This window comes from Kribbella sp. NBC_00482 (genome assembly GCF_036013725.1).
Lineage (GTDB): Bacteria > Actinomycetota > Actinomycetes > Propionibacteriales > Kribbellaceae > Kribbella.
On sequence record NZ_CP107881.1, the window covers coordinates 1,908,325 to 1,919,983 of the forward strand.

The 11,659-nt window shown below is 68.2% G+C and carries 12 protein-coding genes; 8 read left to right on the forward strand and 4 right to left on the reverse strand.

From position 1 onward, the window contains the following. Nucleotides 1-102: 102 nt before the first annotated feature. From OHB24_RS09555 to OHB24_RS09565, 3 genes are all read left to right on the forward strand, one after another. On the forward strand, nucleotides 103-609 hold the full coding sequence (locus OHB24_RS09555; protein ID WP_327638598.1) for a SigE family RNA polymerase sigma factor: 507 nt from the start codon (nucleotides 103-105) through the stop codon (nucleotides 607-609). Beyond that, nucleotides 606-1,412, forward strand: a complete 807-nt coding sequence (locus tag OHB24_RS09560) for a hypothetical protein (protein WP_327638599.1) — start codon at nucleotides 606-608, stop codon at nucleotides 1,410-1,412. Before OHB24_RS09555 ends, OHB24_RS09560 begins: the two co-directional genes overlap by 4 nt. A gap of 157 nt (nucleotides 1,413-1,569) precedes the next feature. Then, nucleotides 1,570-2,469 carry an endo-beta-N-acetylglucosaminidase H gene (locus tag OHB24_RS09565; protein ID WP_327638600.1) on the forward strand — a complete coding sequence of 300 codons (900 nt, stop codon included), beginning with the start codon at nucleotides 1,570-1,572 and terminating at the stop codon, nucleotides 2,467-2,469. Between the two features lie 46 nt (nucleotides 2,470-2,515). On the opposite strand, the gene OHB24_RS09570 is transcribed toward OHB24_RS09565, so the two are convergent. Both OHB24_RS09570 and OHB24_RS09575 read right to left on the reverse strand, forming a co-directional pair. After that, nucleotides 2,516-2,734, reverse strand: coding sequence for a hypothetical protein (locus OHB24_RS09570; RefSeq protein ID WP_327638601.1), 219 nt, complete (start codon nucleotides 2,732-2,734; stop codon nucleotides 2,516-2,518). 97 nt (nucleotides 2,735-2,831) lie between these two features. Next, a complete protein-coding gene (locus OHB24_RS09575; RefSeq protein ID WP_327638602.1) occupies nucleotides 2,832-3,347 on the reverse strand; it encodes a histidine phosphatase family protein in 516 nt (171 codons plus the stop codon). 81 nt (nucleotides 3,348-3,428) lie between these two features. Here OHB24_RS09575 and OHB24_RS09580 point away from each other — a divergent pair, with 81 nt between their 5' ends. The 5 genes from OHB24_RS09580 to OHB24_RS09600 all read left to right on the forward strand — a co-directional run bounded on the left by OHB24_RS09580 (nucleotide 3,429) and on the right by OHB24_RS09600 (nucleotide 9,546). Then, the gene (locus tag OHB24_RS09580; RefSeq protein WP_327641037.1) at nucleotides 3,429-5,297 is read left to right on the forward strand and encodes an acyl-CoA dehydrogenase; all 1,869 of its coding nucleotides are present in this window, start codon (nucleotides 3,429-3,431) and stop codon (nucleotides 5,295-5,297) included. A gap of 291 nt (nucleotides 5,298-5,588) precedes the next feature. Beyond that, a complete protein-coding gene (locus OHB24_RS09585) occupies nucleotides 5,589-6,800 on the forward strand; it encodes a hypothetical protein (protein ID WP_327638603.1) in 1,212 nt (403 codons plus the stop codon). Beyond that, entirely contained in the window at nucleotides 6,797-7,441 is a 645-nt protein-coding gene (locus OHB24_RS09590) for a hypothetical protein (RefSeq protein ID WP_327638604.1), read from the forward strand. The genes OHB24_RS09585 and OHB24_RS09590 overlap by 4 nt, the downstream gene beginning before the upstream one ends. After that, a complete protein-coding gene (locus tag OHB24_RS09595) occupies nucleotides 7,438-8,658 on the forward strand; it encodes a hypothetical protein (protein ID WP_327638605.1) in 1,221 nt (406 codons plus the stop codon). The genes OHB24_RS09590 and OHB24_RS09595 overlap by 4 nt, the downstream gene beginning before the upstream one ends. A 117-nt stretch (nucleotides 8,659-8,775) precedes the next feature. Further along, the gene (locus tag OHB24_RS09600) at nucleotides 8,776-9,546 is read left to right on the forward strand and encodes a DUF4097 family beta strand repeat-containing protein (RefSeq protein WP_327638606.1); all 771 of its coding nucleotides are present in this window, start codon (nucleotides 8,776-8,778) and stop codon (nucleotides 9,544-9,546) included. A gap of 8 nt (nucleotides 9,547-9,554) precedes the next feature. On the opposite strand, the gene OHB24_RS09605 is transcribed toward OHB24_RS09600, so the two are convergent. Together OHB24_RS09605 and OHB24_RS09610 are read right to left on the reverse strand one after the other, a co-directional pair. After that, the gene (locus OHB24_RS09605) at nucleotides 9,555-9,803 is read right to left on the reverse strand and encodes a DUF6458 family protein (protein WP_327638607.1); all 249 of its coding nucleotides are present in this window, start codon (nucleotides 9,801-9,803) and stop codon (nucleotides 9,555-9,557) included. Nucleotides 9,804-9,863: 60 nt separating this feature from the next. Beyond that, the gene (locus OHB24_RS09610) at nucleotides 9,864-11,651 is read right to left on the reverse strand and encodes an NHL domain-containing thioredoxin family protein (RefSeq protein WP_327638608.1); all 1,788 of its coding nucleotides are present in this window, start codon (nucleotides 11,649-11,651) and stop codon (nucleotides 9,864-9,866) included. Nucleotides 11,652-11,659: the final 8 nt, after the last annotated feature.

Consider the following 11,659-nt stretch of genomic DNA (forward strand, 5'->3'; position numbering starts at 1 on the left):
CCAGTTTCGTCCATGACCACCCGGCTCCGCGAACCCGGGGACGCAACCATCCGCACATCGGCGGTGTTCTCCTTGGTAGAGCGACGATGGACGGGAGGGTGGATGAGCACGCGAGGCGACGACTTCGACGACTTCGTCCGCGGCAGTGCGACCCGGCTGCTGCGGACCGCGGTACTGCTCACCGGCGACCGGGGAGCGGGCGAGGACCTGGTGCAGGAGACGTACGAACGGCTCTACGTCCATTGGCCGCGGATCCGGACCGGGGCCCCGGAGGCGTACGCCCGGAAGACGCTGACCAACCTGGTCGCCAACAGATGGCGGACCAGACTCCGTCGGCCCAGCGAAGTCGCGCTGTCCGAGAACCACGACCAGCCGCAGCCGGACGGTTCCGAGGGGTACGTCGTACGCCGCGACCTACTCGCCGCTCTGCAGGAGCTCGCGCCACGGCAGCGCGCCGTCATCGTGCTGCGGTACTACGACGACCTGACCGAGGCGCAGACCGCGGAGGCCCTCGGCTGCTCGATCGGCACCGTCAAGAGCCAGGCCTCCCGCGCCCTCGACCGACTCCGGCTGATCACCGAACCCGCACTCCTGGAGGGACTGCGATGACCGAGACCCATCTGAAGGAGCGGCTGGCCGCCGACGTCGACGACGTCGAAGCCCCGTCGGACCTCCTCGACCGTGCCCGCGCCGGCGGCGCTCGCCGGCTCCGGCGGTTCCGGTTGACCGCATTCGCCGGGAGCTCACTGGCCGTCGCCGTGATCGCTGCCGTGGCATTCGTACCTGCCGTTCGCGACCGAGCCGACCAGTCGCCGGCTGCGACGCCGACGGCTACGACCACACAGTGGGTCGATCCGATCACTCCGAACCGGAGGGACCGCTACGCGCCGCTGATGACACAGGCCACGGGCGGCAACCTCGCCGGCGACCATGTGTATCTCGACGAGGTCCGGGCGGCCTGGCACGCCATGCAACTGAAGCAGCGCGGCCACCTCATCGATCCCTTCGGCGAAGACTGGGGCCTGCTGCGTGGGGAGCCGAGGATCTACTGGGCCGGGAATTCGCCGGCCGGCCGGATCGCGATCGTGGTGCAGTACTACCAGGCGCCGGTGCAGAAGGACCCGTACAACAGCATTCACACCGCTGTCGCCATGATCCGCGACGACGGGCAGGGGCGCCCGGCGTACGCCGGATTCGTGGTTCCCTCGGACGACTTCAGCTTTCCCTACTTCGAGATCCGGGACCCCGGGAAAGCGAACTTCTTCGTCGTCGTCGGAATGGGCAAGCAGCTCGGCTGGGGTGCCACGCGTGACGAACTGACTCCGTTCGTCTTCAAGGACGGTATCGCGGTGGCGGAGGTTCCGGCCGGTGTCATCGACCACGGGTACATCGATCCGCTCCCCGCGCGGTAGCCGGCCGACCTCTTGACACCGGGTTTGGCCCGATCGATGATCGGTGTCGCTATACCGGTTTATCTCTTGTCGCCGCCTGAGCATTCAGCCAGGCGGCGACGGGTACTTAACCGATATAGCGACACCGCCCATCGTTTGACGAGGAGTCGATCAGCTCATGAAGCGAAGGACCCTGTTGTCAGCCCTGGCCGCCGGGACTGCCGCGGCCGCCACCGGTGCCGCACTGCCCGCCGAAGCCGCGGGCAAACGCCGCCCGTGCGCGAAGACCGGACCGGTCACCGTCGCGTACATCGAGGTCAACGACCACAGCATGCTGAACGCCGGCAAGTACACGCTGGCGAACGGCGGCGCCCAGGTGATCGACGTCGCGGTGATCTTCGCGGCGAACATCAACTACGACGGCACGAAGGCGTATCTGCACTTCAACGACCAGGTGACGGACGTGCTGAACAACGTCGCCACGCAGGTCCGCCCGCTGCAGCAGAAGGGCATCAAGGTCCTGCTCTCGATCCTCGGCAACCACCAGGGCGCCGGCTTCGCGAACTTCCCGGACCAGGCGTCCGCCGACGCCTTCGCCCAGGAACTCGCGGACGCGGTCAACCAGTACGGCCTGGACGGGATCGACTTCGACGACGAGTACGTCGAGTACGGCAACAACGGCACCGGCCAGCCGAACGACTTCTCGTTCGTCTACCTGGTCCAGGCGCTCCGCGCGAAGCTCCCGAACAAGCTCATCACGCTCTACGACATCGGCCCGTCCGCCGAGCGCCTGACCTACAACGGCCAGAGCATCGTCGACAGCTTCGACTACGGCTGGAACCCGTACTACGGCACCTGGGGCGTCCCGTCCGCACCGAGCGCCAAGTCGCGCATGTCCCCCGCCGCGGTGTCGTACACCGCCACCAGCTCCTCGACCGCCGCAAGCCTCGCCCAACGCACCGTCGACGAGGGGTACGGCGTCTTCCTCACGTACAACCTCACCGAGTCCGACACGTCGTCGTACATGACCGCCTTCACCCAGAAGCTGTACGGCAGCGCGACGGTCTACAAGCCTTAGAAACAACGGGATGGCCGGCCCTCAGAGCCGGCCATCCCCTTGACAACTAGCGCTCGTTGCCTTCGCGCTTGTCACGGGCGGACTGGATGCGGTCCTGCAGCACCTCGGGTGAATCTCCCCGGCCTGCGCCGTTGATGACATTGTTCGCGGCCGCGGTCTGGCCGTTCGTCTGGAGCCGGTCGACGAGCTTCCCGAATTGCCGCTGCCTGGTCTCCGCCTTGTCTCCCGCAAGCTCATCCCGCGCGGGCTTGTCTCGCCACCCCATGCCAACTCCCTCTGTGACGTGTGAGGCCGTGGGCGACCTCATGCTGAACGCTTGTGATCCTAGGACGCGAAAAGTTCATCGGCGGTTCCTTCCGGCGCTAGCACTCGTAATCCCAGCCCGGCTGCCAGTTGACGCCGTCGGCAACCAACTGCTTCATCGGGGCGTGGCTGCCGACGAGGTGCTCGAGGGACCAGCGGTTCGCCGAGTGCGCGACCACGAGCACCACCTGGTCGTCGTACCACCGCTTCACGTCGGCAAGGAACGAGCGGGTCAGCTCGAGTACGTCGTCGTACGACTGGCCACCGGGGAACGGCGTACCGACGCGCTCCACTCGCGGTTCGAGGGCGTCGCGCGGGGCGCCGTTCAGTTCGCCGTAGTTGCACTCGCGCAGCCGCCAGTCCTGGAAGTGCGGCACGGTCAGCCCGGACAACTCGACCGTCTGCACCGCCCGCCGCAGATCCGAGCTGAACACGACGTCGACCTCTCGCCGGCGCTCCCCGAGCTCCCGTGCCTGATCCCGGCCCGCGGCCGACAGCTCACCCGGTAACCAACCGGTCGCGATCTCGCGTTCGTTGTCGGCCGTGGTCGCATGCGTCTCGTAAATCAACTTCATACCTCACAGTCAATCTCCCTTTGCCCTCGTTACCGGCGGGTATATACTCAAGTTACTGGCGAGTAAAGTTGGGGAGTGTCTGTGAGCCACTACAAGTCGAATCTGCGGGACATCGAGTTCAACCTGCTCGAGGTGCTGGGCCGGGGCGACGTGCTCGGTCAGGGCCCGTACGCCGAGATGGACGTCGACACCGCCCGCGAAGTGCTCGCGGAGGTCGACCGGCTGGCCAAGCACGAGCTGGCCGAGTCCTTCGCGGACGCCGACCGGAACCCGCCGGTCTTCGACCCGGAAGCCCATGAGGTCCGGATGCCGGAGGCGTTCACGAAGAGCTACCACGCCTACATGGACGCCGAGTGGTTCAAGCTCGAACTGCCGGCCGAGCTGGGTGGTCAGCCGACCCCGCCGTCGCTGCGCTGGGCCGCCGCCGAGCTGGTGCTGGGCGCCAACCCGGCGGTGCACATGTACGCCGCCGGCCCGAACTTCGCGCACGTGCTCTGGCGCAACGGCACCGAGCGGGACAAGAAGATCGCTCACCACATCATCGAGCGCGGCTGGGGCGCCACCATGGTGCTGACCGAGCCGGACGCCGGCTCCGACGTCGGCGCCGGGCGCACCAAGGCCACGCTGCAGGACGACGGCTCCTGGCACATCGAGGGCGTCAAGCGGTTCATCACCTCGGGCGAGCACGACATGACCGAGAACATCGTCCACCTGGTGCTCGCGCGGCCGCAGGGCGTCGAGGGTGCAGGCGGTCCGGGTACCAAGGGCCTGAGCCTCTTCGTGGTTCCGAAGTACGACTTCGACCTCGAGACCGGTGAGCTGACCGGCGAGCGCAACGGCGCCTTCGTGACGAACGTCGAGAAGAAGATGGGCATCAAGGTCTCCACGACCTGCGAGGTCACCTTCGGCGACAGTAACAACGGAGGTCCGGCCAAGGGCTGGCTGCTCGGTGAGGTGCACGACGGCATCGCGCAGATGTTCCAGGTGATCGAGTACGCGCGGATGATGGTCGGCACCAAGGCGATCGCGACCCTGTCGACGGGCTACCTGAACGCGCTCGAGTACGCCAAGGAGCGGGTCCAGGGCGCCGACATGACGAACCCGGCCAAGGACGCGCCGCGGGTCACGATCACCCACCACCCCGACGTACGGCGTTCGCTGCTGACGCAGAAGGCGTACGCCGAGGCGCTGCGGGCGCTCGTGCTGTTCACGGCGACGTACCAGGACCGGGCCGAGCAGGCGCGGTACGCCGGTGAGCACGACACGCTCGCCGAGGGCGTCAACGACCTGCTGCTGCCGCTGGTGAAGGGCTACGGCTCGGAGAAGTCCTGGACGCTGCTCGGCACCGAGTCGCTGCAGACGTTCGGCGGCTCCGGCTTCCTGCAGGACTACCCGATCGAGCAGTACGTGCGGGACGCGAAGATCGACACGCTCTACGAGGGCACGACCGCCATCCAGGGTCAGGACCTGTTCTTCCGCAAGATCATCAAGGACCAGGGCAAGGCGCTCGGCCACCTCGCCGAGAAGGTGCAGGCGTTCGTCGCCTCCGAGGCCGGCAACGGCCGCCTGAAGGAGGAGCGCGGGCTGCTCGCGAAGGGCCTCGAAGACACCCAGAAGATCCTGGGCATCATGGGGCAGGCCCTGATGGCCGCCAACCCGCAGGCCGAGAACGGTGACCCGCGGAACGTCTACAAGGTCGGCCTGAACACGTCCCGGCTGCTGTTCGTCCTCGGCGACGTGGTCTGCTCGTGGCTGATGCTCCGGCAGGCCGAGGTCGCGCTGGAGAAGCTGGGCGGCGAGCTGTCCCCGGCCGACCAGGACTTCTACACCGGCAAGGTCGCGGCGGCGCAGTGGTTCGTCCGCTCGACGATGCCGTCGGTCCGCGCCGAGCGGATCAAAGCCGAACTCACCGACCTCGAGGTGATGGACCTCCCGGAGTCCGCCTTCTGATCCCGTACTCCTCCGGCTCGGCCACTTGCGCGGGTCGAGCCGGAGGTTCGGGGCCCTGGGCAAAGAATGCTCGGGGCATGAAATCGGCTGATCTGCCCCGGGTTGCCCCACGATCTGCCCTGTTGCAGAGCGTGCCGGTGTAGCAACGTTTCTGCCCTGAAACACCGTGACCCTGGCTTGGTCTCCCCTGTCCGAGCCAGGGTCGCGTCAACTCTCCCGGGGTGGAACCAGCAGATGTGCGCTTGCGTCCGTGTGAATGTGTCCAGGCCCGGTCGTCGTACGCTGTCCGCGATGCCCGTTCGATTTCTCACCGCCCTGCTCGCGGCAGTCGCGTTCCTCCCCGCCCTCCCGGCGCGTGCGGAGACGCCGGAGCCGCCCGACCGGATCGCCGCCGCCTGGCGAACCGATCACCTGTCCGTCGACGAGCGACTGGCGATCCCCGCGACCGAACTGGACCGGATCCGGAGCGCCATGCGTACGGCGGGAGTTCCCGTGTACGTCGCGCTCGTGCCGCGGACGCCGTACCTGGCGAAGAAGCGGCTCGACTGGCCGACGCTGCTGCACGCGCGGGTCGGTGAACCGGGCCTGTACCTGGTCGCGCTCGTGGACGACAACTATTGGTCGACGAGCGCGGAGCTGTACCGGCAGGGCGGACTCCGGGGCCGCGACCTGACCAGCGTGCGGTCCGAGGACAAGCAGCGCCTCGACGTCGTCACGGATCGCCCGGCGCCGCAGATCGTCCGCACGATCCAGCATGCGTCGACGGCGTACGACGGTCGCCCATTGCCGGCTGTCCCGGCCGCCGATCTCGAGCCGGAGCGCCCGCACCGCGGCCTCTCGGTGACCGACAAGTCGGACCGGGCCGTGTACGTCGGCCTCAGTGTCGGCGGGCTCCTCGGGTTCCTGCTGACGCTGGTGCTCGGGCTGCGGCGACGTGGCAGGCCGAAGGGTTCGGGGTCGAGTAAGTCGATCGAGCCGCGGAACCTACGGCTCAAGGCGGACGGGAAGATCAAGCAGGCCGAGCGCGCCCTTGCGCGACTGGACCGGCGTCGCAACAAGACGACCCAGCTGCTGGATCAGCGCGACGACGCGTTCCGCCGGCTCGACGCGGCGCGGACGCTGCGCGCGGACCAGCCGGAGGACGTCCTCGCCTCAGCCGGCGCGCTCGTGCTCGCGCGGCAGGCCGAGCGGCTCGCCTCCGGTGCGGCCCTGCAGCCTCCGTGCTTCTTCAACCCGACGCACAATCCCGGCACGGTGAAGGTCGACTGGTCGGACGATGTCGAAGTACCCGCCTGCGAATGGTGTGCGAGCGTCGTACGCCGGGGCGATACGCCGAGCGGTCTGCTGGTGCCGGCCAAGTCCGGACTGCTCGGTCACGACCGCAAGCCGGTGCCGTACTGGACGCTCGACCCGGAGGACAGCCCGATGGTCGCGTCCGGTTTCGGCGCGCTCTCCGACGACCTGGTCGACCGCATCTCCGGCCGGAAGGACGATGTCCGATGAGACGGCTCGTCCTCTTGCTGATGGCAACAGTTGTTCTGCTGACCGGGACCGCGTGGGCGGCCACGCCGACCGATCCCCGGATCACCGCCGCGGTCGCCGCCTGGGCTCAGCAGAACCTGTACGTCGACCCGGACTTCGCGTCGATCGCCGATCGCGACGAGACGCTGCAGGTGATCTCGAACGCGAAGGTGCCGGTGTTCGTCGCCGTCGTACCGAGCGGCGAATGGTTCCCGGAGAAGGGCGACACCACGCTGCTCGCCGGCCGGCTGGCCGCCGCGAACGGCAAGCCGGGCGTGTACGTCGTGATGGACGGCGACCGGTCGTACGGCGTCGCGCACCAGCTCGGGGCTTACGCGCCGACATGGACCTACGCGGACGGCGACGAGGCGCTGAGCAAGCAGCTCTCGGAGTACCTCGACGGCCTGCGGGAGTCGACGTACAGCACGCCGAAGCCGGCCCGGACCGAGCCGCTGCCGCCCGAGCCGGAGGATTCGGCCCCGGTGGAGAAGTTCACCGTCGGCAAGGCGATCGCGAACGGCCTCGGCGGCACCGTCCTCGGCGTCATGGGCGGCGGCCTGCTCGGCGGAATCGTGTTGATCGTGGCGGCGATCGCCCGCCCACGACGAAAGGGACGCGCGTGAAGGCCCGTTTTCTACTTGCCTGCCTCGCGGCGGTGCTGACGCTGCTGGTTGCTGCTCCGGCCGAGGCTGGTACGGCGCGGACCCCGGCGGAGCGGGCGCAAGAGATCGCGACCGCGTTGAAGAAGGACCCGGTCTACATCGACCCGGCGTACAAGACGGGGCTGCCCGCGAAACTGCTGGACGACGTGCGCACGAAGGCGAAGGCGCTCGGGTACCCGGTCTACACCGTCGTCCTGCCGCTGACCCCGAGCGACGAGTTCCAGGGCGAGGAGAACACGGCACTCACCCTGATCATGGACGCGCTCCGGCAGCCGGGGCTGTACGTCGTGGTGGACGGCGGCAGCCGCTTCCCGTGGTACGAGACGCGGGACGTGTCGCAGGTCAGCGAGGACAAGCTGCAGGCGGCGCGGACGCGTGCGCTGGCCGACACGGGGTACGACGCGGGGCCGACCGAGGTGCTGGCCCGAATGTACGAGCTGCTTGCCCAACCAGGCATCCCGAAGACCTCGAACCGACCGCAGTCGGGTCAGCCGTCCCGTGGCATCTCGGAGCCGAGCGGTCATGGGTGGATCGTCGCGCTGTCGATCGTCGGCGGACTCGTCGTCCTGGTCGGTCTGGGTCTGCTGATCGGGCGCAGCCGGGGTTCGGGGTCCAAGACGTTCCGGATCCCGCCGCACGTGGCCGCGACAGTGGCGGCCGAGCGGCGCCGGCGCCTGACCCAGGAGACGAACGCCGAGCTCACCAGCCTCGGCTCGGAATTGGCCGCGCTCCCGACCACCGAAGGCGCAGGGCTGGTTCACCAGCAGGCCGCGCTTGACGACCACGCCGCCGCATCAAAGGTTCTTGACTCATCGCCCGGCCTCGTCGACCTGGTCGGCGCGATGGTGCTGCTCGACAAAGCTCGGCGGGAGTACGACGCCGCGGTCGCGATCGCAGCCGATCGGAAGGTGGACGCCGTACCGGAGCTGTGCGCGTTCAACCCGCTGCACGGTCGCTCGTCCGGTCGACCGACCAAGGTGGAATCCGACGGCACCACGCTGACGCTGCCGCTGTGCAACGAGTGCCGGCAGGCCCTCAAGCGTCGCTCGGCGCCGGCGTCGCTTCCCGGCAAGGACGGGCCGTACTGGTACGAGGACTCGCTCTGGGCGCGGACCTTCTTCGGCACCACCGGCGACGACCTGGCCGCGGCGGTGTCCAGGGGCGAGCTGCGTCGATGAGGGTGGTTCCCTGAGAGCGGTTCAGGGGCGCGTCGGGGGATCTGCCTGATCCTGGGGCCCGGCCCCGGAGCCTACTGTCGTTGCGACAACGTGGGTGGGCTCGAGAAGAGGCGGACGATGGCGGAGAACAAGCAGCTCGGCGTGATCCTGCTGGTGGCGGCGGCCGGGCTGGCGTTCTGGCAGTTCGGGGATCGGGACTCCGACGACACGCACAAGATCGACGACAAGATCACCACGGTGCAGCTCGCCGCCGGCCATGCGGACATCAAGATCAACGTGTCCGACGACGACCAGACCAGTGTCCGGGAGCAGCGCAAGTTCTGGTTCTGGAAGCATGGCGACGCGTACTCGGTGAAGGACGGCGTACTCAAGCTGGACGGCGATTGCGGCTGGCAGTGCACCGCCGACTTCGAGGTGACCGTGCCGCGCGGCACCAAGGTCACCGGTGAGAACGGCAGCGGCGACCTCGAGATCACCGGCGTGGCCGGGGTCGACGCGAAGTCCAACTCCGGCCAGGTCGAACTCCGCGAGGTCAAGGGCGACGTCAACCTCGACGTGACGTCCGGGGACGTGTCCGTGCAGGACCTGACCGGCAAACTCGACGTCAAGGCCAACTCCGGCGACATCGAGGCCAAGGACCTGAGCGGCGGCGCGGTGAACGTCGAGACCACGTCCGGCGACATCGAACTCGACCTCTCCGAGGCCAACGACATCCGCGCCAAGGGCACCAGCGGCGACATCGAGATCAGCGCCCCGACCGGCGCCTACAAGGTCACCACCGAGAGCAAGCACGGCGAGGTCGAGGACGGCATCGGCAACAACACAACCGCCGGCCACACCCTGACCGCCACCACCACCTCAGGCGACATCGAACTCCACAGCCGCTGAGCTAGGGCCTACTCCTTGATGTCGCGGTGGTGTTCCTCGACGACGCGGTACTCCTCTTCGATCGCGGGGTCGATGGCGTCGGTCTCAACGCGCCGACGGCGGTTGGTGATGTAGAAGGAAAGCAGGATGCCGGCCAGTCCGGCGAGTAGCAGGATGTAGCCGACGATCTGCAGGTTCACGGCGTCCCAGGTGTCGCGGATGGCGAACGCGAAGACGGCGCCCACCACCATCAAGAAGATCCCCACACCGATGCTCATCCGAGCCTCCCAGCGAGTCCTTGGTCCTACACCTTCGACGGTACCCCTCCGTCAAACAAGTTACTTACTGCCGGAGAGGACGAGTTCGACACGGTTCGGGCCGTCGGGGGTGATCTGGACGGGGACGCCCCAGTCCTGGCGGTGCATATGGCAGGCGGGGAACTCCACCTCGGCGGAGTCGTCACACGAGGCAGCCTGGACGGCAACGTGGAGGACCCCGGAGCCGGCGTGCGGGTCGATGACCAGACGGCGTACGAGATCGGTGGAGTCGCCCGCACCCTCGCGGAGCAGGTTGTCCGGGGTGGAGGAGACCAGCAGCCGCGTGGACGGGCCGTAGCGGTCGTCCAGCTTCTGCCCCGGCGGCGGGTTGAAGACGACCTCCAGCGTGACCTCTCCAGCGGCGAGGTCCATCGGCGGGCGCTGCGTCCGCGTGCTGAACTCGTCGGCCGTCGCAGAGGCGCCGAGGGGGATCCGGGTCAGGCGGTGCGCGGCAGACTCGACGACGAGCAGCTCGTTGCCCACGACAACAGCCCCGCTCGGCTCGGCCAGCCCGGTCGCCATCGTCTCGACGGTCTCGGTCCGCGGGTCAAACCGGCGTACGGCGCCGTTGTACGTGTCGGCGATCGCGACGGATCCGTCCGGGAGAACCGTCACACCGAGCGGATGCTGCAGCAACGCCTCGCTCGCCTTGCCGTCGCGCAGCCCGAAGTCGAAGAGCCCGGTGCCGACGGCCGTGTGCACCTCGGTGTCGATCCACCGCAGCGCCGAGATCTCCGAATCGGCCAGCCACAGGCGATCGCCGTCCGCCGCGAGCCCACTCGTCTGCGCGAACCACGCGTCACCGAGCGGCCCGTCCTTCAGCCCTTCGTTGGTCGTACCTGCCGCGACCGCGGTCTCCCCGGTGAACGGATCGAACGTCCACAGCTGATGTACGCCGGCCATCGCGATCCACACCTTGTCGCCCCACCAGGCGACATCCCACGGCGAGCTCAGTACGTCGGTCCCGTCACCGTCCATCCATTGCTTGCCCGTGCCGACCAACGTCGTCACCTGACCGTCGGCGAGCGACACCCCGCGCAGCGCGTGGTTGACGGTATCCGCGACCACCACGTCGTACCCGACCTTCGCGGCCACGTCCGACGGAAGGACCACGAGCCCGTTCGGCTCGGAGAAGCTCGCCGCATCGGCGGTCCCGTCGGCGAAACCACGATGACCCGATCCGATCCGGCGTACGACGGTGGTCGCGTCGGAGGCGAGCTCGACGACGCTGTGGTTGCCGGCGTCCGCGACCAGGAACCCGTTGTCCAGCGCAACGACCTTCGCGGGGAAGCGCAGATCTGTCGGCTCGGGCGTCGGCGCGACGTACGGCGACCGGCCGCGCGTGAGGGTGCCTGCCTCCTCGTGCTGCACGATCAGCTCGGCCAGCAGGGCATCCAGGGCGTGCTCGTGGCCTTCACCGGAGTACTGCGCGACGACGTACCCGTTCGGATCCACCAGGACCAGCGTCGGCCAGGCGCGTGCGGTGTAGTTCTGCCAGGTGATCAGCTCCGGGTCGTCCAGCACCGGATGCCCCACCTCGTACCGCTCGACAGCGGCCCGGACCGCGGCCTCCTCACCCTCGTGCGCGAACTTCGGCGAGTGCACCCCCACAATCACCAACGCGTCGCCGTACTTCTCCTCCAACGGCCGCAACTCGTCCAGCACATGCAGACAGTTGATGCAGCAGAACGTCCAAAAATCCAACAGCAAAAAGCGTCCACGGAAGTCCCCGAGCGACAACTCGTGTCCCCCGGTGTTCAACCATCCACGACCCTTGAGCTCCGGCGCACGCACATGCATGTCCCCCATTGTCCGCC